The 26,633-nt window shown below is 60.5% G+C and carries 20 protein-coding genes; 13 read left to right on the plus strand and 7 right to left on the minus strand.

Going from position 1 to position 26,633, the window contains the following annotated elements; genetic code table 11:
* Positions 1–18: 18 nt before the first annotated feature.
* Positions 19–3,705, minus strand: coding sequence for a hypothetical protein (locus LA343_RS09830; protein WP_144084503.1), 3,687 nt, complete (start codon positions 3,703–3,705; stop codon positions 19–21).
* Positions 3,706–4,298: 593 nt separating this feature from the next.
* On the opposite strand from LA343_RS09830, the gene LA343_RS09835 reads away from it, so the two are divergent.
* Positions 4,299–4,613 (plus strand): helix-turn-helix domain-containing protein, encoded by a 315-nt coding sequence (locus LA343_RS09835; RefSeq protein ID WP_025403157.1) that lies wholly within the window; start codon positions 4,299–4,301, stop codon positions 4,611–4,613.
* Between the two features lie 323 nt (positions 4,614–4,936).
* Here the strand turns inward: LA343_RS09835 and LA343_RS09840 are convergent, their stop codons facing one another.
* On the minus strand, positions 4,937–5,287 hold the full coding sequence (locus tag LA343_RS09840; RefSeq protein WP_144084504.1) for a hypothetical protein: 351 nt from the start codon (positions 5,285–5,287) through the stop codon (positions 4,937–4,939).
* 326 nt (positions 5,288–5,613) lie between these two features.
* Between LA343_RS09840 and LA343_RS09845 the strand changes: the two genes are divergently transcribed.
* The 5 genes from LA343_RS09845 to LA343_RS09865 all read left to right on the plus strand — a co-directional run bounded on the left by LA343_RS09845 (position 5,614) and on the right by LA343_RS09865 (position 11,837).
* Positions 5,614–6,818 (plus strand): IS3 family transposase gene (locus tag LA343_RS09845; protein ID WP_119664410.1). Its coding sequence is split into 2 segments (ribosomal slippage): positions 5,614–5,908 and positions 5,908–6,818, totalling 1,206 coding nucleotides; the frame shifts between segments, so codons are not numbered across the junction.
* 41 nt (positions 6,819–6,859) lie between these two features.
* Positions 6,860–8,296: a hypothetical protein gene (locus LA343_RS09850; RefSeq protein ID WP_224209155.1), complete on the plus strand. Its 1,437-nt coding sequence runs from the start codon at positions 6,860–6,862 to the stop codon at positions 8,294–8,296.
* Positions 8,297–8,433: 137 nt separating this feature from the next.
* Positions 8,434–8,982 carry a hypothetical protein gene (locus LA343_RS09855; protein WP_025403161.1) on the plus strand — a complete coding sequence of 183 codons (549 nt, stop codon included), beginning with the start codon at positions 8,434–8,436 and terminating at the stop codon, positions 8,980–8,982.
* A gap of 117 nt (positions 8,983–9,099) precedes the next feature.
* Complete coding sequence (locus LA343_RS09860) at positions 9,100–9,417, plus strand: hypothetical protein (RefSeq protein WP_025403162.1); 318 nt, start codon at positions 9,100–9,102, stop codon at positions 9,415–9,417.
* Between the two features lie 554 nt (positions 9,418–9,971).
* Positions 9,972–11,837 carry a plasmid recombination protein gene (locus tag LA343_RS09865; RefSeq protein WP_025403163.1) on the plus strand — a complete coding sequence of 622 codons (1,866 nt, stop codon included), beginning with the start codon at positions 9,972–9,974 and terminating at the stop codon, positions 11,835–11,837.
* A gap of 119 nt (positions 11,838–11,956) precedes the next feature.
* Here the strand turns inward: LA343_RS09865 and LA343_RS09870 are convergent, their stop codons facing one another.
* The 4 genes from LA343_RS09870 to ychF all read right to left on the minus strand — a co-directional run bounded on the left by LA343_RS09870 (position 11,957) and on the right by ychF (position 17,029).
* Positions 11,957–13,546, minus strand: coding sequence for a recombinase family protein (locus LA343_RS09870; protein ID WP_025403164.1), 1,590 nt, complete (start codon positions 13,544–13,546; stop codon positions 11,957–11,959).
* 95 nt (positions 13,547–13,641) lie between these two features.
* Positions 13,642–15,165: a DNA methyltransferase family protein gene (locus LA343_RS09875; RefSeq protein ID WP_025403165.1), complete on the minus strand. Its 1,524-nt coding sequence runs from the start codon at positions 15,163–15,165 to the stop codon at positions 13,642–13,644.
* Complete coding sequence (locus LA343_RS09880; RefSeq protein WP_025403166.1) at positions 15,158–15,919, minus strand: type II restriction-modification system restriction endonuclease; 762 nt, start codon at positions 15,917–15,919, stop codon at positions 15,158–15,160. Before LA343_RS09880 ends, LA343_RS09875 begins: the two co-directional genes overlap by 8 nt.
* 6 nt (positions 15,920–15,925) lie before the next feature.
* On the minus strand, positions 15,926–17,029 hold the full coding sequence (gene ychF / locus LA343_RS09885) for a redox-regulated ATPase YchF (protein ID WP_025403167.1): 1,104 nt from the start codon (positions 17,027–17,029) through the stop codon (positions 15,926–15,928).
* A gap of 366 nt (positions 17,030–17,395) precedes the next feature.
* Between ychF and LA343_RS09890 the strand changes: the two genes are divergently transcribed.
* The 5 genes from LA343_RS09890 to LA343_RS09910 all read left to right on the plus strand — a co-directional run bounded on the left by LA343_RS09890 (position 17,396) and on the right by LA343_RS09910 (position 23,774).
* Complete coding sequence (locus tag LA343_RS09890) at positions 17,396–19,045, plus strand: sodium-dependent transporter (protein WP_224209156.1); 1,650 nt, start codon at positions 17,396–17,398, stop codon at positions 19,043–19,045.
* A 107-nt stretch (positions 19,046–19,152) separates the two neighbouring features.
* A complete protein-coding gene (locus LA343_RS09895; RefSeq protein WP_025403169.1) occupies positions 19,153–20,817 on the plus strand; it encodes a sodium-dependent transporter in 1,665 nt (554 codons plus the stop codon).
* Entirely contained in the window at positions 20,817–20,990 is a 174-nt protein-coding gene (gene metS, locus LA343_RS09900; RefSeq protein WP_025403170.1) for a methionine/alanine import NSS transporter subunit MetS, read from the plus strand. Before LA343_RS09895 ends, metS begins: the two co-directional genes overlap by 1 nt.
* 175 nt (positions 20,991–21,165) lie before the next feature.
* Entirely contained in the window at positions 21,166–22,941 is a 1,776-nt protein-coding gene (locus LA343_RS09905) for an AI-2E family transporter (RefSeq protein ID WP_025403171.1), read from the plus strand.
* A gap of 53 nt (positions 22,942–22,994) precedes the next feature.
* Positions 22,995–23,774 carry a DUF6542 domain-containing protein gene (locus LA343_RS09910; RefSeq protein WP_224209157.1) on the plus strand — a complete coding sequence of 260 codons (780 nt, stop codon included), beginning with the start codon at positions 22,995–22,997 and terminating at the stop codon, positions 23,772–23,774.
* Positions 23,775–23,891: 117 nt separating this feature from the next.
* Here the strand turns inward: LA343_RS09910 and LA343_RS09915 are convergent, their stop codons facing one another.
* The gene (locus tag LA343_RS09915; RefSeq protein WP_025403173.1) at positions 23,892–24,905 is read right to left on the minus strand and encodes a 4-hydroxy-3-methylbut-2-enyl diphosphate reductase; all 1,014 of its coding nucleotides are present in this window, start codon (positions 24,903–24,905) and stop codon (positions 23,892–23,894) included.
* A 105-nt stretch (positions 24,906–25,010) separates the two neighbouring features.
* On the opposite strand from LA343_RS09915, the gene xseA reads away from it, so the two are divergent.
* Positions 25,011–26,369, plus strand: a complete 1,359-nt coding sequence (gene xseA / locus LA343_RS09920) for an exodeoxyribonuclease VII large subunit (RefSeq protein ID WP_025403174.1) — start codon at positions 25,011–25,013, stop codon at positions 26,367–26,369.
* Positions 26,369–26,629: an exodeoxyribonuclease VII small subunit gene (locus tag LA343_RS09925; protein ID WP_025403175.1), complete on the plus strand. Its 261-nt coding sequence runs from the start codon at positions 26,369–26,371 to the stop codon at positions 26,627–26,629. The genes xseA and LA343_RS09925 overlap by 1 nt, the downstream gene beginning before the upstream one ends.
* The last annotated feature ends 4 nt before the right edge of the window (positions 26,630–26,633 follow it).

Raw genomic sequence — 26,633 nt, forward strand, 5'->3', positions numbered from 1 at the left:
TGACGCGATTTATGCCGCTCAGTGCAGCCGGCGCCGGAAACGTTCTGCGTCCTCCTCGTTCCGTCGTGCGTCGTTTTCGTACGAGACAGCGATTCTCCTAAACAAACCAGCCACCCGAGGCGCGATGTCGGCGAATGCTTGGGCCTTGACTCGATAGTCCGCAGCAAGCCTGAGCTCCTGCTCGCCACCGTCTTCCAAGCCGCGACTAGTAACTCCACGACTATTAAGGATATAGAGGTACAAGCCGGTCTCAATGTGATCAAGCTGCACTTCTTCAATGAGATCCCGCACGACGTTGCCCGGCCAGGTGCCGTCAGCGTCTGGTGGGGTGTGGCCGAGAACCTGGCCAATCTGCTGCAGGCCGACCTCGGTCCGGCCTCGTTCAGCCAGGAGCTCCATAGCTCGATCAAGCCAGGCTCGAAGCACCTCGGCATTCATGACGCCATCGACGAGGCCGGGCGGTGTGTCCCATGCATTGAGTAAGCGGTACGCACTGGTTGTCAGGGAAGCGTCGCATTGTTCTTCGCCAGCCGGGTCCTCGGCGCCTTCTTCGTCCTCACCGCTCGGCCGGGCACGGTAAACAGCGCACACGATCTCGACGAATTTTGCAGGGTCGGCAGCTAAACTTTCGGATAGCGCTGGGACTCTCGCGTCATAGCCGAGCGCCGGAAGGTACGACCACTGCAGTCGAACAAGACAGCCAGGCTCAAGGTGCTCGCGCATAGCTTCGAGGTAGGCGAAGAGCCGCTGAAAATCATAGGACGATAGATCACGAGCAGCGGCAGATGGAGTTTGATCTGCCAGGAGCCCGTCCAGTGCTCGCACAATGAGTTTCGCTACCTGGGGACGCGGACCGTCCTTGTCGATGTAGGTGTACATGCTCATGAGATGTACAACGTCGGCGTGGCGGCCAACTTGGATCAGGTGCTCAGCAATCTCGTCGATCTTGTCAATGTCTTGCCCCAAGCCGATTGTCTGGAATTCCCTCCAGTACCGGGCCTCAAGATCCGGGTCCGTATCAACCAGAGCCCATACCTCCGCGAGGTTGTCGCGCGCGACAAGCAGGAGTCGAACACGTTGATCGACCGTAAGATCGCTCTGTTCAAGGAAGTCTGTGATCAGAGCGAAACCTTCTAGGGAATAGCGAGTCGAGAAATACGACATCGCGGTGCTGGCGAGATCCTGGTCGGCAGACGTCAACCAACCGAGCAATTCATCATCGTGCGACGAGCCGATTTTCGCCAAGGCGATACCAACGGCCCCCGGCACCGACGCGTCTCGTGCCAGTCTCGTGATGGCGTCAAAACCGCCCTCGGCCTCGATCTTCTCTACGGCTTGGACGCGTCGGCGCCCGAGCTCACGTTCAAAGGCTTCATAATCATCTTGTCTGTGAGCGCCGATATACGGAGTCCATGATTGAAAGAGTCCGATCAGTCGGACATACGCGGACTTCGGCTGGTAGCGCGCTGCCAGTGCGTCGAGCTTGCCGAGCTCCTCGTCGGGAAGTGTCCAGGCAGCATCCGGAAACTCGCGATGACGGCCGATGAGGTCCACCAGGGTTCGCCACACCGCTTCTCGAAAGTCAGCCGTAAACTGCGGCTGGTCGGCCATCGATTCGAGAGCATCCACCACTCGCGCTCGGTCTTCTGGTGGTAACTCTGCCGTGTGAGAAAGGATCGTTGACCAGCGCTGCGCATCCTGACCAGCATCTTCGATGCAACTCTCTACCGCGGCGGTCGTCATCTTCCAGAATTCGCCGTATGTCACAGATAGTTTGTCCGGCCTCCAAGTTCGGAACGCAGGTGTACTAATCGGGAAATGTGTCCCGTGCCCCTCAGGAAGCATGCTGCACTCCAACTTCCAGGCGACGCCAGGGCGTCTTCGGCGCAACGTGTCGAGGACAATAAGTCGCCGGTCAGGATCGACAGAGCTATCTGGATGCCACGGGCGGAATATTGCAGCCAAAGAGGCCGCGGGACGGTTAGCCATCCGACCACCCGGATCGATCTCGTCAAGGCGTGCCAGGAGATCGACAGCACGTCCGAAATGATTAGAGGACCAGGACACGCACTCGAGCGCCCACAGCAGATTGCTGTGGGGAGTTCCGCCCGAGAAGATTCCCGGTTCGTCGGCGTTGTCCTGGAACATGGTGGCCAATAGAGGGGCATCGCCCGCTGTTGCTGCACTGACCGCATCGAGGAAGGCGTCCGGCCCGGCCTCAGCGAGGAGGGGCAAGATGTCAGCTAGTGATTGCCACGCTCGCCCGGTATCATCTGTCGACGCCCATTCGAGTAGCTTCCCAACCAGATAGTTTGCGAAGTCTGACCCTGATACTCCACCCGACAAGACGATAGTTTCGCCGTACATTCCCAATAGAGCGAGCGACTGAGCGAGGCCGCGGCGGAGGTCACCGGAGTAGCGACGGGTTTTGCCATCAATCGATGCTCTCCACCGTTGGTCCCGCGGCAGGTCGAGGGCCGGATCGCCCTCTGCGAAGACCCTCTCGACGATGGTCTCGAACCGCTTCATGTCATCGTGAGTCAGCTTCGACACCAACAGCATCCAAGCATCCACCGGTGAGACAAGATGCCAAGCTTCGCCAGTGCGGATTACCAGAGGATCGGTAGGATTGTCGGCTATTCCTGTGATCGCCTCTCTAAACGACTCGTAGTCGGTTCCCGTGAGCACCTCGAGGATCGAACGATCCCCTTCTGCATTGTCTCCCCAGGAGCCAGCCAACAGGATTGATCGGAAGTTTCGGGACGGACTCGCATCAGCCCAGGTCGGTCGATGCAGGACGGCCTTTACAGCCAAGTTTCGCCGCAGACCGGTCAAGCTTCGCCGTGCGAGCCTACCGAGCTCATCGACCCTATCTCTATCTGTGACTCCGGCGCTCGTCAGCGCGACTGCTGCCTCAGCAGCATCCAACGCTGGAAGTGTGACGTCGGCACCTTCGTTGGAGACAACCGGCACACAGAAGTTGTGCACAGTACCTGCGGGGATCTCGCTTGCCAACTCGGGCGTGCGAGGGACCAAGACAAGCGGTTGGGACGAGGTTGTCAACTGCCTCCATGTGGATATGTCGTCGACGAATGCGAGCCGTGCGAGCATCTGGCCGCTGCCCTGGTCATCAAGGTTGACGGCGATCGCAGCGATGAAGGCGCACACTTCCTCCATCGAGGCGCCAGCAATCGTAGTGACGGAGCCGGATGAACCAAGCCGGTCTTCAAGATCCTTGGCAGTGTCAGTTCGACCGGCGAGCACAACTTTCGGTATCAATGTTGGATTCGTTTGTGCTGCCCAGTCTCGCCACCAGGTCAGACCGGTGCGAAGTCCGTATGGAGAAAGCCCCAGTTCTTCCGACAGCCACGCCCATGTAATTGGGGCGGCCTCAAGCCAGGTCTCGATATCATCAAGCCCGAAAGCCTTGACGTCTCTCCAGACCTGGTCGTTTCGCTTATTTGTAGCCCATTTGTCCCGTGCCGTCCAAGTGCGCAGGATCACTTCGATGTAGGTGCATTCAGCGGTCCGTGTGCCGTCTGGAGTCTCTGTTCGCTTAGAATAGTCCTCATCGGCCTTCTTGTTAGGGCTGGAATTAACCGACAGCTCCCAAACCGACAAACCATCTGGAACCCAAGCCGTCGCTTCGGTTGCCCGAACAGAACCGTCCCAATCCCCTGCCGCCACACCGTCGCCTGCGGGCATCCCTAGCTCGACCAACCCCGGTGTCGTTTCAAGGATGAGACGACGAACCAGACGCGGGAGTTCAGACTCCGAATGACGAGTATCGGCCCAGTTCTTCAGCTTACTTCGGTCAATGTAGCCTGCTCTAGTCCTCACAGGATACGCCTCCAGTCGCGCAAGTTACTCCCCATAAACTACGGTCGCTCCAGATCCAGCTTTAGAGAGTTTAATGGATAAACGATTCCTTATACCTGAACGCGCAGTCCCAAATTGATCAATATCAGAAGAGTAATTACGGCAGAGCACTATATGTTGAACTGGACCACTACGTTTCACATAACTATAACTTCACAGCGCTCAGTCACGCTCTGGGCCGCCCATCCGTGTTATTCTGGCGTCACGTTGTGCTGGTGTGACTATCCTTCATCTACAGCATGACGGGAGTAATTGCCTGGGGCGTCATTGGATTGGACGTCTGGCGGCATAGTCGCCACTGGCCCGCGCGACGGAACGGGCTCGCCGAACACGCCTGAGGGGATGGACCCCGGGCCGGAGCGCCGATTGGCTCCAGTAGCGCCTTCTTGACGGAAGGTGAAACGCTACCGGGAGTTGCCATGGGAGCATTCGCCTTACCCTCACTAGAAGACGAGAAAACACTTCTTACCCTGCAGGATGCGGTGGCCGAAGGTTTCGGCGGCTACTCCACCCTCCGCAAGTACATCTCCGAGGGGTATCTGCGCGCCAGCAAAATCGGTGGGCGCATCAAGATCGAGAGAGCCGACCTCGAGGCCCTCAAGCGCCCCACCGGCCGCCAGCCGACATTTGAGGATATCGAGTTGGCCGTGAGCCGCATCGCCGCCGCTGCTCCCCCGCTGAGTGATCAGCAGATCCACCGTCTCGCTCGGCTCCTGGGCGGTGGCCAGCAATGAGCACAAAGAAAAACCCCGCCAGCCTGGACGGGGATTCTTGGGAAATCGAACGTTCTGGTTCTAATGATAGTTTACCCTGCGGCATTAAAAAGACGCACCTGTCGATCGTCTCCGACGTGGAGGATACCGATTGGACTGCCCGCCTGGTTGACGTCTCCCTGGGTAATCCAGATGTCAAGAACGCCTCATTTTTCAGCGTCCTGATCCGTCGTGTGGAGCGGGGAAATATGGGGTGGGTCTCGGAGACCCGCCCCACGGATTCATTCGAACAAAGCTCTGAAACTGCTGGTCAGGTCATTCGAACACTTTCAGGCCAAAATCCCCTATGGGAGAGCAGATTGGCTGGCCTGAAAGGACAGCCAACGTGCGACCCCGCCGGGGCCGCGGTCCCGGCGTTCGGAGACCTCGCCACGGTCCGGTCGATGGGCACTGGACAGCGCTCGCATGTCATCGGTTTCGACACCGAATTCACTTACGTCAGTGAGACTGAGCGGGTGATCGATAGCTACCAATTCTGCTGCCTCGATCCCACCGACGAGGGTGTGCGTATCGACGTGGTGATCCTGCCGCTGCAGCGGCAACGCATCCTGGTGGAAGACGCGCTGTACATCGTCGTCCGCGCCGCCGGCCTGCATCGGTTGGTTGAAGGGCTCCACCCTCGGGGTGTCGCTCATCGAGATTTCTGGGAGAGCGGTGATTACAAAGGGTCGCTCGATGCACTGTTTAAGCATCGTGTCCCCCTGGTCTTGGCAGGTCATTACCTTCCGGCTGACCTCACGGCGTTCGCCCGACCTTCACGGCAGCGTCGCGGTGGTGAGAAGTACAACGATCTTCTTCGGCGCGTGACTAGTGCCAGTGGCGGTCTGGTGGGACTTAACCCTATCCGTGTGGTTTACCGGGGAGGTCGTAGTGACGGTTCCCGATGGATGCGGGGCCGTCCCCTGTTTGGTGGACACGCTGACCCTGGCCCAGAATGGGCCGGAGAATGCGAGAGACCACCATGCCGAAGAACACCTACACCGATGAGTTCAAAGCCGACGCGGTCCGGCTCTACGAGGACACCAAGGGCGCTTCTTTTTCCTCAATCGCCGTGGACCTCGGCATCAGCCGGGCGACGTTGAAGAACTGGGTCTACGCCGCCCGCAGGGCCCGCGGCGTCCAGCCCAGCCGCACCGCCGAGGACCCCACCGACGAGCTGCTGCGCCTGCGCAAAGAAGTCCAGCACCTGCGCTCGGAGACCCAGAAGCTTTCCACCGAGCGCGATATCCTGCGCAAGGCCGCGAAGTATTTCGCGGGAGAGACGACCTGGTGATCCGCTTCCAGTTCGTTGACGACTACGCCACCACCTACTCGGTGAAGCGGTTGTGTCATGTCCTTAATCTGAACCGGTCAAGCTTTTACAAGTGGCGGGACGGCAAGCCTGCCCGCAGGCAGCGCCAGCACGCCGATGAGGTGCTGGTGGCCCAGATGCGGGACTACCACGAGGAGTTCGACGCCACGATCGGAGTGCGCCGCATGACCGCCGAAATCAACGACACCGCGCCCACGCCGGTCAACCACAAACGCATCGAACGTCTCATGCGCCAGCACCAGATCGCCGGGGTGAACCTGCGCAAGAAGAAACGCACCACCATCCCGGACCAGGACGCGAGGGTCTTCGACGACCTCGTCGGCCGAGACTTCACCGCCGAGGACTGCAACCAGCTCTATATCGGCGACATCACCTACTTGCCCTGCGGGAAAGGAGGATTCATGTACCTGGCCACGGTCATCGACGTCTGTTCCAGGCGTCTGGTCGGCTACTCGCTTGCGGACCACATGCGTACCAGTCTCGTCCAGGACGCGATTGAGGACGCGGCACGCACGAGAGGCTCCCTGGACGGGGCAATATTTCACTCGGACCACGGCAGCGTCTATACCTGCTCAGCGTTCCAGACCACGTGCCGGAGGCTGGGGATCCGCCAGTCGATGGGCCGGATCGGATCGAGTGCGGATAACGCGATGGCTGAGTCGTTCAACGCCTCGCTGAAGCGGGAGACGCTGCAAGGTTCTGGTGGTTGGGCGTCGCCGGTTCAGTGTCGACGGGAGGTGTTCCGGTGGATCACGAGGTACAACACACGTCGTCGGCACTCCGGGATCAGTTACTTATCGCCGAGAGCTTTCGAACACCGCGCCACGGCTGTTACCGTGGCACCCGCTGCTTGATCAATCCTGCGTGTCCACTCAAAGGGGGACACCCCCTGCCGATGTCGGTCATCGTCCGCGACACGATGGGGCAGGTGGCCCCCGGTCAGAAGACTCTTGCTGCGCTGGGCGAGTCTTGCGGAGTAGAGAAGTTGGATATCGGTGAGTCGATCTCGGACATGAGCGCTCTACGCAGTGATCATCTCGTGGAGTTCCTGGAATACGGTGCTAACGATTCGGTCATTGTCTTGGAGTATTTGAGTGCCCTGTGGGGGTTGAACACGGTGCCTCCGGTGACGATTTCCGGTGGTGGTGCCCGTGCCCTCCGTGATGGTGTCATGGATTACTGGGGGATTGACTCACCGGCTGATTTTCGCATGAAATTTCAGGGTCTCGTGGAGCTTTCGACTGCTCAGGCCGAGGGCAACGACGGTGATGATGGTCTGTCTTACTACGCCGTGCGCGATCTCGCGCCAGTGGACGGTGACGCGAATCAGACCCACACTGCGTGGAAGAAGGCTTTCCATGGTGGGTGGAACGGGTGTATCGCTCCGGGGTATCACCCGTATCCGACCTATGACCACGACATCCAGTCCGCGTATCCGTCAGCGATGGCCTCGATTTATGATGTCGATTACGTAGGGGGAGCGATCGATAGGGTGATCAAGGACCGGGATCTCACCCTGGATGATTTCGACCGTGGGCCGATCACGCCGATGGTGGTCTATGCCTCGTGGGAGTTCCCTGGTGACACCGTGACCCCGTGCCTGCCAGTGCGCTCTGGTGACTCTGTGATCTACCCGCTGACTTCTCACGGGTGTGGTGCTGCCCAGGGCGATGATGTCAACGGGTATCAAGGTTTTGAAGGCGCTTGGTGCGCCGGGCCTGAGCTGTATCTCACCCTGCAGCTGGGGGCGCGGGTAGCCGTGCAGATTGGCTACACGATGTGCGTGATGGACGCACCGGATGAGAACGAGGATGGTTCTCGTTCTCTCCGATCGGCGTTGCGGCAGATGGTCGCTGATCGGGCCTTCGCTAAGGAGGTTTTCGGCAAAGAGTCGCTTGAAGAGCAGACCATCAAGGTCGGGACTAATTCCGGCTACGGCAAGCTCGCGCAGGACGTGGCCGAGCGGAATGGCTGGGATGCATGGGAAGAGCGGATGGAGTCCATCGGTGGGTCCGCAATCACGAGTCCGTACCACGCGTCCATGACTACGTCTTTGGTGCGTGCCTTGCTGCTGGCCATGGCCAACGAGATTGAGATTCTATCCGTGACCACGGACGGTTTCATCACTGCTGTCGAGAAAATTGAAGCATTGGAGTGCTTCGGCATCGCTGATGTTTTCCGCGACACCCGCCTGGCTCTGGCTGATGATCCGACCGTGTGGGAGGTCAAGCACGAGCAGGACGATTTGATCAATCTTTCGACCCGGGGGAACGTCTCTCTGTCTGACGGTGGGGTGCTGGCGAAGGCTGGGCTGAAGACCCCAAAAGCATAGAGCGCGAAAGTCTAGAAGAACGACGGTGGTTTCGTGCCACCGCACTTTCGCGCGAAGGAAAAGTACCCAATCCGTACACGTCATTTCCCACGTTCCGGGAGCTGTCCCGGTCTGAAGACCGCAAGGATTTTTACCCAGTGACGCGTGAACCGCACGTCTCAACCCTGGACTTCGATTTGAAGCGACGTCCCGACATGTCCACGCTCCGCGTGGATATCGTCGACGGGCATGAGTTAGCGGGCTTTCGCACGGTGCCCTGGAAGAGTGTCACTGACTATGAGCGGGCTCGTGGAATTGCCCGTCATATGCAGGACGTGCGTCCCGGAACCGTGGGCGAAGACCGACCGTCTGGATGTCTGCGGACTGGTGATGACTGGCGCACCTGGGAGAAGCGGTTTAGCTCTGTGAAAGGGCGTCGTGTGCGCACTGCCAACGATGCCCTGGTGACTGAGCTGGTAGCAGGGCACAAGGAAGGCCTATGGTCCCTGCCGGTGCTGGCGTCGAAGTTGTCTGTGGTCGACAAGCTCACCTGGTTGTCGGGTCTCGGCTATGGCACTTTCACCCGCGCTCAGTGGGACCACATGAGTAAGCGGGATAGGCGGGTGCGGGTGCTCGACAATGCGGATATGAACCTACTGGAGAGCGTCGTCGAGGGGGTACTCGACATGGACCGTGATGTGGCATGACATCACCGAAACCGCACCGGGAGTGTGTCCGTGCCCCGCCTATTCTCGGCGACACTGACGCACCTCGCATCCTCCCGAATTCAGCCCACAACACCCCCCGAAAGGACACCAACCATCATGGCTACTGCCACCGAAATTCAGGCCCAGATCGACGCCGAGAAGCAGGCCCATGCCCGTCGCCTGGCCGAGCTGGAGCAGAAGATGCTCATCGCTGAACGCGAGGAGCTGGCTGAGTTGATTACCACTCACGCCGGCACCCTGCCCGAGGATGAGATCGAGGCCCTGGAGCTGGCCCAGATCCGCCATGATGTGACCCGCCTCAAAGCTGATATCAAGGTTGCGAAGAAGATTCTGGAGCAGGCCTCTGGGGCCGGGAATGCGGGTCAGAATCGGGTCATTTCTAACCCGGAAACTGGATCAGAAATGACCCCGTAACTTAGGCAACGTGGCCTCCGTGACCACGTGGTGGCGACCCCTTGCAGAGAGCATCTGCAGGGGGTCGTTTTCATGATTTTTGACCCCGAAGTTGCGAGAGTCGCAGCAACGAAGGGGTCTAAAAATCCGCCCTGAATGGCACAAACCGAGCGAGCGAGGGCTTGGGCTAGTCAGGGCCAGCCCCCGGCAGGGCACGCCCCTTATGTTTACGATGGAGCGCCAGCGACTGAGTATAAGGGTAGTGTGTTACGCTTATCTCTAAACGTGGGCATGTGGAGTAGCGGAGCGAGAGGCTCCACGTGTTCAGGGTTAGAGATAAGCGGGGGCCACAGAGGCGGCCCGATCGACGAGACCGTGACCGGGGTGAGGAACGAAACAACGGCCGTGTCTGGCGAGCGGGGCACCGATGTGGACCCACCGTCGGGGCTGAGACAGTGCACCAAAGCTGATCGACTGGACCGTGCGGGGACGACGTCATCCGCTGGGGCCAGCGATGGGCGAAGTGGAACTGGCGCGGACGCGACGACTGAATGATGGACGGGACGGGGGCACGGATGTCTGAGGGGTACTCGACGGTCCTCCGGTGGGAGGGTGTCGCCAAAGCGGACGTCAAGCCGAGGATGCGCCATAACGGACGTGAAGCGGAAGAAGAAGCCGGCATCGTGGCGGTGCACGGCAACGAGTTGATCAACGCCGCGATGACAGCACGCAACGAGTCCTACATTTGGCCTGACGGGGTACGTGAACCGCTGACGGGGCCGAACCCGATCGGCCAGATGTACGCCGTGGCTGAGGCGCGGTGGTCCCAAGCCCAACACGCCCGGTTGAACAAGAAGACAGGCGAGTACACCCCGCGCGGCACCCCATCGAACGCGGCACACGTGGCTGAGTTCGTGCTGCAGCTGGATCCGAAGTTCACCGGGCCCAGTTGGAGTCAATTCGAGGACACCTTCGAGGACGGCGCGGTGGCCTACCTTAAGGAGCTGGAGCGGCGCCGCGATCACTTCGCTGAGGCGTTGGAGTCGGCTCGTATAACCGGTGAGGACTTCTACGAGGCCCAGCTTGACGCCGAGGGTGCTCAGATCGAACTTGAAGAAGGTCGTGAGGACGTAGACCGCTGGCGCGGAACCATCACCGAACGCCGGGAGGCGACGGACACGCTTCTGCGCGCGATGATCGACAAGGTCCACGAGTGGATGGATGTCGACGGTACGAAAGCTAGCCTCGTCTCCGACCACATCCATCATGATGAGACGAGCCCTCATGCCCAGATCTTCGCCGTCCCTGTGGGTGACGAGCGTGAGCTGCCGGGCGGCGTGACGGAGAGAAAGCTCTCTCTCAAGCAGCTGCTCGTCGGCCACTCCCCGACCCGATCCGAGGCTCAGTGCAACTACTCCGAGCGACACGACGAGATGCGCAGCCACATCAATGACGTCGCCCGGGCCCACGGCATCGACTACGTGGCGACGATGGAGCGCGTGGACAGCCAGCGGTCGAATCTGGGCAAGACCCAGTTGCGTCGTCACAGGGCCGAGCAGCTGCGCCAGCGGATGCATGACATGCGGGTCGCCGATAACGTCGTGGAGGCCGGTGACCGGCTCAAGGACCTGGCCTCGCGTGAGGCAGCGGTGACCGCGCGCGAAGAGGCTCTGAGCGAGCGTGAAACGGCTGTGGCTGGTCGTGAAAACTCGCTCCGCACTGAGATGGATAAATTCAACGACCACGTCAGTAAGAAGCGGACTGAGTGGGCCGCCCGAGAGGAATCGGTCGCCACGATCGAAAAGAGGGCCACCGAGACGCTCGCCGAGGCTGAGGCGCCAGAGATCCGTCGTCTGGCGAAGGCTGCCGGCACGGTTGAGGCGCAGAGTGATTCCGACCGCATCCGCAGCGAGGCTGACGACTACGCGGCCCAGACGAAGGATGCGGCGGATCAGGTGCTGCAGAAGGCTCAGGCCGATGCGCGTCGTCGACGGGAGGAAGCCGACGAGCTCGTGGCCGAAGCCGAGCGGGAGCGCCAGGCTGTAGTGGCTGACCGTGAGGCCGCCGCTCAGCAGCGTGCCCGTGCGGCGACCGCGCTCGTCGATGCAGAGGAAATGCTTTCTTCGGTGAAGTCGATCCCCGACTTCAACCCAGCCGTACTCGACGGCGACACCCGCGACGCCATGAAACAGGTCGACGCTGACTTCCTTGACCGGCTCTGCGAGCAGAGCCCGAAGATAGCAGGGATGCGTGAGCGTGAGCACGGATCCCTGTGGGTGAAGAACCAGGCGCAGCGCGACCTGGCCAACCGCACCGTCGAGGAGAACCGGCTCCGCGCTCGGCGCCTCCGTGAGCGCATGGATAGTCCAAAAATGGGCCGGGAAGACCGGAGCTGGCAGGAACGTCACCGCGGCCCCTCCGGCCCGCAGGCGAACTTTTAGGCCGGGAAACGTGGCGCATTCCGCGGACCGAGCCTCGTGGTGTGGATCGATTCCATCCATAATCTAGTGCAGGGAAGGCCTGTCACTGCACAAGACAGCGTCAGCTGGGATGCACGAGGTCAGTTCCACTCAATGGTGACCGAGCTCGGGTCAAAACCTTTTTTCCCTTGTCTCGCCTTATGAAGGGTGACGGTGCACAGTGCCGTGATCACTGCCCGGCGTGTGTCCAGGTCTGCCTCTAGAAAGGTCGTCGCAGGGTCGTCTGTGCTGAGGAGAGGGACGGTCGTGGCCCCGTGTGCCAGTGTGAGTTTCTCAGTCTCCAATGTGTCGATCTTCTGCTTAGACTGGTCACGGATGCGTTTAAGGTCGGCGGCCTCGATCAGCTCCTCGTCGTAGTCTCGTTCAGCTCGCGCGATCCGCGCGTGCTGAATGTCGATCTCGCCGATGATCTCTGTGAATCGTGGGCCCTCGCTGCCAGGTACTGTCTCCAGAACGTCAGGCTGTCGTAGTCGCTCGGCGATGACGGCCTGCACAAAGGTGTCGATGGCCTCTGCCGTGCGGTTGACGTGCCCCTTGGTCTTGCACCGGTAGCCCGTCTTACCGCCAAGGTTCGCGCTTCTCACCCGGTTTTCGCACCCGTCGACGCCGCATCGGTAGATGCCGCTGCCCAGATGCGTTCTCGCTATGTTTGTGGTGGTCGCGCGGCTCGGGTCGTCGAGAATTGCCTGCACCGTGTGCCAGGTCTCCACGTCGATCAGCGACTCCCACTGCCCCATGATGGGCTGACCGGCCTCGTCGGTGACGATGAACTGTCTCCAGTCCTTGCGCTTACCGCGGTAGGGCCCTCCAGCTTCGACACGAGCCCGGTTCTCAAGCCTCGCCTGCCGACGGGCCTTTGTCGGCGTGTACGCCGAATAGCCGGTGTACCTCGGGTTTCTGAGGATGCCGAGTACGCTGCTCGGGTCCCACGGCGTGTCAGCAGGCACCGGCCTGGGCTCAAGACCTTCGGCGACGCGCTTGGCGTTGCGCTCGAGCGCGAGTGTTCGTGTGTGCTTGGTGACCGTCGGGATCTGGCTCCGTCCATCCTCTGGTGTACCGCTTAACGCACGAGCGATGCCGCGGAGCGTGCCTCCTGAGACGAACGAAGAGTAAATCGCGCGAACTGCATAGGCCTCTTTCTCAATGACGTCACCGTCAACGGAATAGCCGAGTGGCCGCACACCTTTGGGCGCGCGTCCTTGTTCCGCACGTTGTTTCTGTGCGCGTGATTGGCGCGCGGACTTGCGTTCCATCTCTGCGCGGGCGACGGCAGCCTTGATGCGGGCATACATCCTACCGCCGTCCGTGCTTAGATCGGCGTCACCATTGGCGGTCACCAGTGCCAGGCCATGGCTCTCGGCCCGGTCTATCCAGTCCTCCAGCTCTCGCGGCTGGCGCGTGAGACGGTCGAGGTCGTAGCAGATGATGGCGCTGAACCTGTCGGCCTCGTAGTCCGTGACCATGCGTGTGTACGCGGGCCTGACCTTGGTCTTGTCGGTAGCACTGACGGACTGATCGACATAGATCTCGACAACGTCCCAGCGTCGGTATGCTGCGAGGTTCTCACAGTCCTCGCGCTGGCGGTCGATGGCCAAGCCGTCCATCTCGCGGTCCTGCGAGATGCGGAGGTAGATGGCGGCCTTGCGAGTGTCTTGTGGTGGCGGGTTCATGCCCCTAAGATTACCGTTTAGACGTTAATCCAGTTTTGAACTCGACATGGCTTAAACCTCTGGTTACATAGGGGTCAAGGGTGCGGGTGACCAGCTCAAAACAGTACGTTCTGCGGCTCCTGGTCGAGCTGGCCGAACCGACCCGGCATGTCTGCTGCCCTGGCAGGGTCGAACTCGACGCCCGCCTCAGTGGCGACGGTCAGGGCCTGACCAAGCACCTCATCCACATCGATCTGCAGACGGTTCAGATCGAGACGCGCCAGCAGCTTCTTGGTGATCGGCCGCTTAGAGTCCCAGAAGACCAGCGACTCGATCAGGTCCACGCACGGCTGCGACTGCAAGACAGCGGTGACCATAGCCGCCTCAGTGCCATCTTCAAACGGCAGTAGGTAGCACGTGTCGTCCATCACCACGGGTTTGTCCGCCAGTGGAGCCACCAGACGAAAACGTGGTTCCTTATGAAGTCCCGACACCACGACTTTGTACGGCGCGAACGTGTAGTCACCGTGACCGAAGACGGAGAACCGCGGCCGGTTGCGATAGATAGAGGACTTACGTCCGTCCACCACCTCAGCGTTACGTGTCAGGTAGCTCCACAACCGCGGAGCGGTGTGCTCCAGGTGGTCTGTATTGTCGCCAAACTTCATCTGGGGAACGATCACCCACTTCGTCAGCTCACGATGACGGCCACGGAAGATATCCGTGCTCTTCAGGAATGGGTACAGGTACTGCTCCTCAATATCGAGGACCTCACCAGCCTTAGTTGTCGGCTCCGGTGCTGCCTTGAGTTCGAAAACCTTTGATGCGTCATGCTTGAGGCCTGATCGCCACGTGTAAGGGCTGGTTCCGTCGGCCTGGCGCACCTCAGCATAACGCTGCACATTAGAGACCATGACCCCATCGACCACACCGAAAGCCTTAGCCGGGGTCTCCCCCGGGTCGAACAGGTCCCCGTAGATATTCGCGTGGTAGCTGGCCGGAGCGTGTGGGTCGACGCTGACCACGAAGAAACAGGCATCCACGCCTGCGTTGAACCACTTCTTCGCGTCGATCGGGTAGATGCCTGAGCCATTGATCTTGATGCCGACCTGGTGCGCATGCTCGATGACATTGCGTGCCACCTGAGTCTTGCAGAGCATGCCTAACCTAAATGTTTGCCCGGCGAGCTCCTTGAGCATCTTCAGAATGATGTATTCACACACATCGAAGTTCGAGCCGCCCAGCATGGCATCGAGCCCTTTAGCGCCCTTGAAGTTCTCCTTCTTCGGGATATTCCCCGACTCCATGCGAGCAAGGTCCGCGGAGTTGACCCACGGAGGGTTGCCGACCACGAATAACAGCCCGTCAGTATCCCATGAAAGTGTGTTCCCCACGTGATTGTCGAACACGTTTGCCTGGGTTACCCGCCCCCACTGGCCGGCCTCTGCGGCATAAACCTCGTTGATCTCCAAACCGACACGCTCACTACCTGGAGCCAACTCTTGTGCAGCCTGCAGGAACGCCCCCACACCGCACGTGGGCTCGAGGACGCGGGCATCGGAGGAGATATTGAGAACCTCCAAGCACCGCTTTGCCAGGGCTAACGGGGTTTGAAAGTCACCGAACTCATTATTAGCCATTGGAGACATCACCGGCTGCGGCGTGGCGCAGATCAACTACCTCGGGGAGGGCGACCTTCTCCGTTGCTGCCTTAATGGCACGGTTATACTGCAGCCGCCACTGCAACGCGTTAGAGATGGTGATGTAGCCCTGCAGTGGCGGGTCAGCGACGATTTGCTCAGCGAGCGTGATGCGGCCGGCATCATCGAGCGGTACGTTCTTGTCCTGAAACAGCGCGTCCAGTTCGTCGATTGCGACATCCCGGTCATGGGGCCCGTCACCCATGTCATCGAGAATGGCCCGAATCATCCGGGTCAGCGTGTAATCGCCGGTGCGGTCCTCGTCAATGTAGATTACGTGATCGATATCCAGACGCGCTGTCTGAGCCTCAACGTCATCAGTCTTCGTGTACACGACGACAAGTAGATTGTAACCGAGCCCATAAACCTTCTGACTGGCGTTACGGAACGGGCACGACGACTGAGGCTGCCGCGAAGAGGTCACCTTGAGGTCAGTGTTCAGGCTCGGGAAGTCGAGTCCTTTTGCAGCATTACCGATCTCGAAGTTGTAGCTCTCCTCCAAGAACGACTTGAGCCGCGCCTCGACCCAGGTACCCACTGCCTTGCCGTCGGTGACACCATACAGCTCAGGAACATCGTGGCGCGACAGTTTATCAGCAAACTCCCTGGCAGCTTGCTGGAACAGCTCCAGCGTAAGAGGAGGTAACGACACTTCGCCAGCTCCGTCGATTATTTTATCTTCGTGATTATCCATGGGTAATTACTTCTTACTCCCAGACGTTAATCCAGTTTTGAACTCCACCACGTCACCGTCGGCCATGATGTAGTCCTTGCCCTCCTGGCGGACCTTGCCGTGCGCGCGAGCCTCCGCCATGGAGCCCGCCTCGTCCAAGTCCTCGAAGGACACGATCTCAGCCTTAATGAAGCCGCGCTCGAAGTCCGTGTGGATCACGCCCGCCGCCTGCGGGGCGGTGGAACCCTTCTTGATCGTCCACGCGCGGGACTCCTTCGGGCCAGCCGTCAGGTACGTCTGCAGCCCCAGAGTCTCGAAGCCCGCCTTAGCCAGCGTCTGCAAGCCCGGCTCCGTCTGCCCCACCGATTCCAGCAGCTCGGCGGCTTCCTCGTCGTCGAGCTCCAGCAGTTCGGCCTCCGTCGCCGCGTCGAGGAACACACAGTCAGCCGGAGCGACGAGCTGGCGAAGTTCGTCCTTGCGGGCGTCGTCGAGCAACACCGACTCGTCCGAGTTGAACACGTACAGGAAGGGCTTGGCGGTCATCAGGTGAAGATCACGGACGCTCGCCAGATCGATCTCGCCGTTGGTGGCGGCAGAGGACAGTGTGCGGCCATCTTCGAGAATCGTCTGGGCAGTCTTGGCACCCTCGACCTGCTCGGCGATCTCCTTATTCTTGCGGGCTTCCTTCTCCAAACGCGGCAGAGCCTTTTCAATGGTCTGCAGGTCGGCGAGGATGAGCTCAGTCTCGATCACAGAGATGTCGCTCGCGGGATCGACCCGGCCATCAACGTGAATCACGTTGTCATCGGAGAAAGCACGGACAACCTGGCAGATCGCGTCCGCCTCGCGGATGTTGGCGAGGAAGGCGTTGCCCATGCCTTCGCCGTCCGAAGCGCCCTTGACGATGCCGGCGATGTCCACGAAGGACACCGTGGCGGGAAGGATGCGCTCCGAGTTGAAGATCTCGGCCAGGCGGGTCAGGCGCGGGTCTGGCAGTTCCACCAAGCCGACGTTCGGCTCGATGGTGGCGAACGGGTAGTTCGCAGCCAGCACATCGTTGCGGGTCAGGGCGTTAAACAAGGTGGACTTACCAACATTGGGCAAGCCGACGATTCCGAGAGTCAAAGTCACACTGCTCATCCTATCGTGGCCACCGATAACGAGCCGAACCACCCCTGAGCGCCATACAGGGAGCTCCATACAGGAAGCTCCACACGACAGGCGCCACACAGAAAAGACCACGGACGACAATTGTTGTTCCCACATTGATATATCGCCCTCATCACCGAGCCACGCCAACCCCGCACGGTGGGCAATCGGACTGTTTACGGGCTCATACTCCCCCGCGCACTAGACCACCTGCACAACAGGACCACATTGTCCACCGTGATTCGCCACTCATCCCACCCAACGCGTTCTACCGTGTCCGGACACTCATCGATGCCCCCAACACCCCGGGGAGCATCGCACCTCCAGCACCCCAAGGTAGGCACCTCCATGACACGCTCCCCGACTCACACCCCTCGGGATACTTTCAATACTCGCCTGGTCTTCCTCATGGCCGCCATTGGCTCCGCTGTGGGCTTGGGCAACATTTGGCGGTTCCCCTACGTCGCTTATGACAACGGCGGCGGCGCCTTCCTCATCCCGTACCTGATCGCCCTACTCACCGCCGGTATTCCACTGTTGTGGTTCGACCTTGCGCTGGGGCACCGCTTTCGCGGCTCCGCCCCACTCGCGTATCGCCGAATGAACCGGAAGGCAGAACCGATCGGCTGGCTCATGGTGGGCGTCAATTTCTTCATCGCGGTCTACTATCCGGCCATCATCGCGTGGGCGGGCATCTACACGTGGAAGTCCTTCACCAAGGCGTGGGGCGATCACCCAGACTCGCATTTCATGAATGATTTTCTCCAGGCCGATGATTCCTCCGTGTGGTCTGGCGACTTCATTGTTCCTATTCTCTTGGTGATGGTCGGTGTGTGGGCGCTGTGTATCACGGTTCTTTCCACGAATATCAACAAGGGAATCGGCCGGGTCACCAAGTTCTTCGTCCCCATCCTCATTGGCTTGTTCGCCATCATCGTCGTTCGTGCCCTGTTTCTCGACGGCGCCACCACCGGACTCAATGCCTTCTTCAGCCCCGACTGGTCCATCCTCACCGACACTTCCGTGTGGATCGCCGCCTACGGGCAGATCTTCTTTTCCCTCTCTGTCGGCTTCGGCATCATGATGACCTACGCCTCCTACCTCAAGCCGCGTACGAACCTCACGGGCATGGGCATGGTTACCGCCTTCGCCAACTCGTCGTTCGAGGTGCTGGCGGGCATTGGCGTGTTCGCCACGCTTGGCTTCATGTCGGTACAGGCTGGCATTCCTGTGGACGAAGTCGCATCCTCCGGCATCGGTCTGGCCTTCGTGGCCTTCCCGACGATCATCAACCAGATGCCCTTTGGAGAGATCTTCGGCGTATTGTTCTTCGGCTCGTTGTTCCTGGCCGGAATCACCTCCCTCATTTCCGTGATGGAGGTGGTCGCCTCGGCGGTGGCGGAGAAGTTCGGGCTATCGCGCCGCCGCGTCGCCGTGGTGGTGGGCAGCATGATGGCCCTTCTGTCTACTGTGTTGTTTTCCACGACTAGTGGCGTCGTCACCCTAGATATTATGGACAAATTCACGAACAACATTGGGATTGTCTTCTGCGCAATCATGTCTGCGGTGATCGTGGGGTGGGTGCTCGGGCGCCGGCGAGAGGTTTCCCAGCACATCAACGCCGTATCCCACCTGCGGGTGGGCGTGTTGTGGCGGTCGAGCGTCTTTATCTTGACGCCAGCAGTCCTCGCCTTCTTCCTGATCCGCGAGGTACGGGCGTTGGCCACTGAGCCCTATGGGGGTTACGGAGCGGACACAGTGTTCACCTTTGGCTGGCTGATTGTCTTGGTTATCGCCGGCGGAGCGGTGCTGTGGACGGTAATCCCCTACCCACAGGGCGTCTGTGTGAACGGGCTGCCCAGCTCCGATTACGGTGTCCCGGCGCGGGGTCGGCCACGAGGAGTACCGAATCCGTTGTCGGAACCAGGCCATCACAGGCAACGGGCGGGAATGCGAGGCGCGCTCGAAGGTGAACGTTCCAATGAATTTCTCAGGTGAAATGCAGCAAAATGATATTAAAACTTGTCATGGCACATATAGTGAGAACACTACGTTTTCACTCCCCGCCCACGTCGCTGCGGCGGGCCGCTGAGGAAGTTTGACCTATGACAGATCAAAGTTCGACCCGAGCAACTCGGGAGACATTCAACACCCGCCTGGTGTTCCTCATGGCAGCCATCGGCTCCGCCGTGGGTCTGGGAAACATCTGGCGTTTCCCCTACGTCGCCTACGACAACGGCGGCGGCGCCTTTCTGATCCCCTACCTGGTCGCCCTACTCACCGCAGGTATCCCCCTGCTGTGGTTCGACCTCGCCGTGGGTCACCGCTTCCGCGGATCCACCCCGCTATCCTTCCGCCGCATCAACCGTTACTCGGAGCCGATCGGCTGGCTGAAGGTCGGCGTGAACTTCTTCATCGCCATCTACTACGCAGCCATCATCGCGTGGGCTGGCCTGTACACCATCAAGTCCATCACCAAGGCCTGGGGCGAGAAGGCCGACGAGTACTTCATGAGCGACTTCCTCAAGGTCGACGACTCCTCGGCATGGAGCGGCGACTTCGTGATGCCGATCCTCATCGCCATGATCGTGGTGTGGGTCATCTGCATCCTCACCCTGGCCACCAACATCAACAGCGGCATCGGCCGCATCACCACGGTCTTCGTGCCGGTGCTGACCGTGCTGTTCATCATCATGGTGGTGCGCGCGCTGTTCCTCGACGGCGCAGCGGACGGCCTCAACGCCTTCTTCACCCCGGACTGGAGCGTGCTGACCAATACCTCGGTGTGGATCGCCGCATACGGACAGATCTTCTTCTCCCTGTCTATCGGCTTCGGCATCATGATGACCTACGCCTCCTACCTCAAGCCGCGCACCAACCTGACCGGCACCGGCATGGTGACGGCCTTCGCGAACTCCTCCTTCGAGGTGCTGGCGGGCATCGGCGTGTTCGCTACCCTGGGCTTCCTGGCCGCACGCTCCGGCGTGCCCGTGGACGAGGTTGCCTCCTCCGGCATCGGTCTGGCCTTCGTGGCCTTCCCGACAATCATCAACCAGATGCCCTTCGGTGAGCTCTTTGGTGTGCTGTTCTTCGCATCGCTGTTCCTGGCCGGCGTGACCTCCCTGATCTCCATCATGGAAGTGGTCATCTCCGCTGTGAAGGACAAGCTGAACCTCTCCCGCCCGGTTGCCGCTATCTCCATCGGTGGCGTCATGGCAATCGCGTCCATCCTGCTGTTCTCCACGACCACCGGCCTGATCACGCTGGACATCATGGACAAGTTCACCAACAATCTGGGCATCGTGTTCTGTGCGATTACCGCCACCGTGGTGGTTGGCTGGATCCTCGGCCGCCGCAGCGAGATCAACCAGCACCTCAACGCCGTGTCCTCCGTGCGCGTCGGTGGCCTGTGGCAGGCCTGCGTGTTCGTGATCACCCCGGCCGTGCTGGCATTCTTCCTCTTCCAGGAAGTACGCAACCTGCTGAACGAGCCCTACGAGGGCTACTCCACCGGCACGATCTTCCTGTTCGGCTGGCTGGTGCTCATCCTCATCGTGGTCGGCGCCATCCTGTGGTCCATCGTTCCTTTCCGCGGCAACCAGATCCTCAACGGTCTGCCCAGCACCGACTACGGTGTACCGCCGAAGGGCCGCCCGAAGGGTGTGCCCAATCCCCTGAGCTCCGCTACCAACACCGTGCCCGCCGGGGCTCCCGGCACCACGACTAATCCGACAGGCACAACCTCTCACTCTCAAGGAGATGATCACTAATGACCGCTCCCGCAATCCTGCTGATGGTCCTGTTCATCCTCGTCATCTGGGGTGGATTGGTGGCCTCCGTCATCCTCCTCAGCAACAATGATGATGAAACTTCCGGCGAGCTCGGCAACGCCCCCGGCACCGACGATGAAACGTTGATGCACCAGGGCGCGGCAACAATGTAGCCCGGCTGACCCAGTACACAAAACATCCACGCACTAAGAACCGCCGCCGAGACAACTCGGCGGCGGTTCTTGCATGGAGGTTAAGGAAGTCACCGTCCAAAGGCGCAGAATCCGCCCTGATTTCTCAGCCCCTCCCGTTGCTTATTTTCGGCCACCATAGTGCAGAATAGGAAGAATGAGTCCACATCACGACAGCGGCACAAACCGCGGAAATCACAGCGACCGCGATTTCGCAGATTTCCTCGCAGGATCTGATCGCCTGGATCCCCAAGCCCAACTGCCGATTCCCGACGACCATAAGCAGAAGGTCCACCCTGCTGTATACACCGAGCCGTCAGAAACGGTCGGAAAGCTCGGCACGGCCTACGCCAGTGAGGTGAAGACCGCGCGGCAAACCACTGGTGACGCCGAACCTCTTGAGGATCAACCCGAACCGAGCAAAGCAAAGTCTGCCGTCGATGAAGATTTGCGGCCCGAACTTCGCGACCGCGCGGAAGTCATTGGCACCTCCGTTCGCTGGTTCGCAGGCTGGTGTGTTCGTTTCATCATTATGATTGCGGCCGCTTACCTCGCCGCCATGGCCTTCGGCAAGCTCTGGGCCGGAATCTTGCCCGTGGTGCTCTCCATCATCGTTTGTACCGTCCTGTGGCCGGTGGTTCGCTTCCTCCGCCAGAAGGCCAAGTTCCCTAAGGCTCTCGCTGTCCTCGTAACCATCCTCGGGTTCTTCGCCCTCATAGCCGGAGTCTTTGCCCTCATTGCTCCCGGCGCCGTGGACCAAAGTCGAACACTCATCAACCAGGCAAACGGCGGTGTTCGAACCATTCAGAACTGGCTACAAGGTCCCCCGCTGAACCTTCAGGAAAGTCAGTTCAACGATTATCTCGACCAGGCAACGAATTGGATTCAGAACAAATCCGGGGATATCGCTACAACTGTCGCCACAGGTGCAGCCGAGACGGTATCGATGCTCGCTACGCTCCTGATCATGCTGGTCCTGACGTTCTTCTTCCTCAAGGATGGCGAGAACTTCTTGCCCATGGTTCGTCGAGTTACTGGCCGCCGCGTTGGCTGGCACCTTACCGAGGTTCTTACCCGCTGCTGGAACACCCTCGGCGGCTTCATCCGCACCCAGGCAATCGTCAGTCTCATCGACGCCTTCTTCATCGGACTAGGCCTGGTCATCCTGAACGTTCCCCTCGCCGGGGCCCTCGCCTTCCTTACTTTCTGCGGTGGCTTCATCCCAATTGTCGGCGCCTTCGTCGCCGGTACGCTCTCCGTCCTTGTGGCCCTTGTCGCTAATGGCTTTACGACGGCTCTGATCGTGCTCGCCATCATCATTGCTGTACAGCAGCTCGAAGGAAACGTTCTCTCCCCCGTTCTTCAGTCCCGAGCAATGAACGTTCACGCCGTGATTATCTTGCTTGCCGTGACACTGGGCTCAGCGCTGTTCGGTATCGTGGGTGCCTTCTTGGCTGTTCCGACCGCAGCGATGTTGGCGGTTATCTTCCGTTACATGGGTGATCTCACCGACCTGGCCACGGGTGAAAAGACCGCGGATGAAATCGCCTTCGCCACACGGGCAGGTTCGCTGACCGGCGAACAATCCGAGCAGGCTGCCCGCCGATGGCAGGCTCTCCGCAACAATGCGTTCCGCAACCTTCACGATGTTGCTCATTCGGACTCGGACAGTAACTCGGCTGATACCGGTTCGGCTGGTGTCGTTGGAACTGCGGACGCGATCGACGCCGCAGAATCAACCAATGCATCTGCGACCACATCGTCTGTCGTAGCAGCGGAGCGGGATGAGTCCGAGACCAGCACTACCCGAACCATCACTCCCGAAGGTACATCCTCCGAAACCTCCCATCCACGCCATTCCACCGAAGACGATGAGCAACCTTCGGGTAGCAAACTTGGCAACATGCTCCGCCGCCTCCGCGGTAAAAGCTGAGACTCTGATTAGATAATTGGGATAAGTCAGCGAGGAAAGTAGCATTAGTGCCCGTGAGCGAAAGAAGACGTAACCGCCGAGAAGGCGCGCACGAGCGTAGGAAGCATGCGCGCCCCGCAGCGCGCTCCTCTGCCGCGCGACCGTCTGGCCGGTCTGCCGACCGGAGAAGCCTCTTCCCGGTCTGGGCGCCGCTTCTGGTCATGATCGCCGTGACGATCACGGGGCTCGTTCTCGGCATGAGCGAAAACACGGTCCCCGAGACGTTCTTCGTGTTGTTCGCCATCGCCGCCATTGTCTGCACCGTTTTGGTCGAGGCCCGCGGCCTGTTTATTACGGTCGCCGCTTTGCCCCTGTATTTCCTGCTGGGCACCCTGTTCGTGGGGTGGTTCTCGGCGGGGTCGACTGGGGCGAATAGTAAAAAGACGAAACTCATTACGTCGATTTATCCCACGGTTGATCACTTCATGTGGTTGCTGATCCCCTTTTTCATCGCGGTGGGTATCGGTATTTTCCGGTGGTGGAATTACCGCGAAAAGCTGGGCCGGGAGCAGGCTAAGGAAGCTCTTGCTCGACGCCGCCGCGCGGACGCTGACCGGAAGAATCGCGAAAGCTACTCACGCGTCCACAACCGCGCGGTCACCGGAGAGCGGGGTACATCCACCTCCCGCTCCGAATGGACCCCACGGGAGCAGGCGCAGGCTCGCGCAGAAAACCCCATCTCCCGCACACGGACTGTCGACGAATTGCGCGCCAGCGCCCAGCGTCGCCGGATGCCACTGCCCGAGCGCCGCAGCGCCCCGCGGAATTACATCTCCCACGATTCCGAATACTAGCCACCGAGTACTTGAGCCAAGACCACTACAGCCAGTGCCGCCTCACGAATAAACATGAGGCGGCACTGGCTGTTTGAGTGCGCGGCAGTCATGCGCCGCATCAGTGTGTGATAGCGCTTAGCGGTTCGTCCGCGGCGGGCGCAGCTCGCGCGGCAGCGAGAAGATCAAATCCTCCGTTGCCGTGGTGACTTCCTCGACGTTCTCAAAGCCGTTGTCAGCCAGCAGCTCCAGCACGCCACGCACCAGAATCTCCGGCACCGATGCTCCCGAGGTCACACCAACCTTGGTCACACCCTCCAGCCATTCCGGCTTCACCTGCTCGGCGTAATCCACCAAGTACGCGTTCTTCGTACCGTGCTGCAGCGCAACCTCCACCAGACGCTTCGAGTTAGAGGAGTTCTGGCTGCCCACCACGATCATGAGCTCCACCTTGGGGGCGATGGCCTTCACCGCCACCTGGCGGTTCTGCGTGGCGTAGCAAATGTCATCAGACGGCGGATCCTGGATCTCCGGGAACTTCTCCCGCAGCAACTTCACGGTAGCCATCGTCTCGTCCACACTCAACGTGGTCTGCGACAGCCAGATCAGCTTGGTGCCCTCGGGGAAGTCCAACGCGTCAACGTCTTCCTTACCGTCGACCAAGTGCACCACGTCGGGGGCTTCCCCAGCGGTGCCCTCCACCTCTTCGTGGCCGTGGTGGCCGATGAGGATGATCTGGTAGCCCTGCTTGGCAAAACGTGTCACCTCGTGGTGCACCTTGGTGACGAGGGGGCATGTGGCGTCGAAAGTCTTCAGCTCCAGTTCCCGAGCCTGCTGGTGCACCATTGGGGAGACTCCGTGGGCGGAGAACACCACATTGGCGCCGCGGGGAACCTCCGTGGTCTCGTCCACGAAGATCACGCCCTGGTCCTCGAAAGTCTTGACCACGTGCTTGTTGTGCACGATTTCCTTGCGCACGTACAGGGGGCTGCCGAACTTCTCGAGCGCCTTTTCCACCGTCTCCACTGCGCGGTCCACGCCGGCGCAGTATCCACGGGGAGCGGCGAGCAAGACCTGCTTGTCGTTACCGGTGCCCACCGTGGGATTGTCGGTGGTCGTGGATGTCAGAGTATCGGTACTGGGCGTAGTCATGGGCACCACTGTAGTAGAAAAGTAGTGGAAGAAACGAACACTTATCCACAGGCTCCGGCGCGCGGGAGTAACCGTTGTCCACCTCAGTCTTTACAATGCTTAACCATGGCATCCCAACCGGCATCTCAACCGCCACCCAACTCGCACCAGGCGAACACCGCCGATTCGCCGTGGGCGGTCCACGAGCTGAACTCGAAGGTGAAGCAGTGGATCGAACGGCTCGGGCACGTGTGGGTCGAAGGTCAGGTCACCCAGGTGAACATGAAGTCCACCTGGAAGTTGTCGTATGTGACGTTGCGGGACGTGGATCAGGAAATGTCCATCCAGATCACCACCAGCACAGCCACCTTGCGGGATCTGCCCACGCCGCTGCGCAACGGCGATCGCGTGGTGATGTACGGCAAGCCTGCTTTCTACGCGGGTCGTGGCACGTTCTCGCTGTGGGTCACGCGGATCCGCCCGGTGGGCGTGGGCGAGCTGCTGGCGCGCATCGAGCAATTGAAGCAGGCCTTGGCCGCCGAGGGCGTATTCGACCCGCGGTTGAAGTCCGCGCTGCCGTTCCTCCCCCACCGCGTGGGCCTAGTTACTGGCCGCGGCTCGGCGGCCGAGCGCGACGTGCTCTCTGTCGCGCAGGATCGCTGGCCACAGGTGCAGTTCGAGGTAATCAACACCGCCGTGCAGGGGCCCAACACTGTCCCTGAGGTCGTGCGGGCGTTGCAGACGTTGGAGGACGATCCGCGCGTGGATGTCATCATCGTCGCCCGCGGCGGAGGCTCTGTGGAGGATCTCCTGCCGTTTTCCGAGGAAGCACTCATCCGCCAGGTCTCGCGCATGCGCACGCCGGTGGTCTCGGCGATTGGCCACGAGCCGGATTCGCCACTGCTCGATAACGTTGCTGACCTGCGGGCCGCCACTCCGACCGACGCCGCCAAGCGCGTGGTTCCGGACGTGGTTGCCGAGCGGCAACTCATTGGTGAACTGCGCCAACGCAGCTCTGCGGCGCTGCGCGGCTGGGTCGCCTCCGAAAAGCGCAACCTTCAGCAGCTCTACTCCCGCCCGGCGATGGCCGACCCGATGCTGCCCGTCACCCGGCAGCAGGAGCTCATTGGCGAGGCACTGCGGCGCAAGGACCGCGCGTTGGGCGTGACGGTGCGGGATATGCGCAACCAGATTTCCTCCCTCAAGGCGCAGGTCAATGCGCTGGGGCCGTCACAGACGTTGGCTCGCGGCTATTCCATCGTTCAGGTCGTGCCCCGCGATGGCTCTGGTCCGCAGGTCGTGACCACGGTCGATGACGTGCAGCCGGGAAGCCAACTGCGGGTCCGCGTGCCCGATGGATCCGTGACAGCCGCGGCGATGGCTGTGCAAGCGGCGCCTGGTGGCGTCGATAAGAAAACAGATAGCAGCAACAGCAGAGAAAACGCAGACCAACCGGAAGCACCAGAAAGCGAAGGACAGCAGTAATGAGTGAGCAGCAGAAGTTCCGCCCGATCGATCAGCTGAGCTACGAGGAGGCGCGCGATGAGCTCATCGAGGTGGTGCGGATTCTCGAACTCGGGCAGATGAGCTTGGATGAGTCGCTAAATTACTGGGAGCGCGGCGAGGAGCTGGCGGCGTATTGCGAGGACTACCTCAATGGGGCGTCGAGTCGCATTGAAAAAGCCCTGGCGCAGCGCGATCAGCGCAACCAGGGCGGTTCAAACTCCGGCGAGGCGGAGAACTAGATAA

This window comes from Corynebacterium falsenii (genome assembly GCF_020099275.1).
Taxonomy (GTDB): domain Bacteria; phylum Actinomycetota; class Actinomycetes; order Mycobacteriales; family Mycobacteriaceae; genus Corynebacterium; species Corynebacterium falsenii.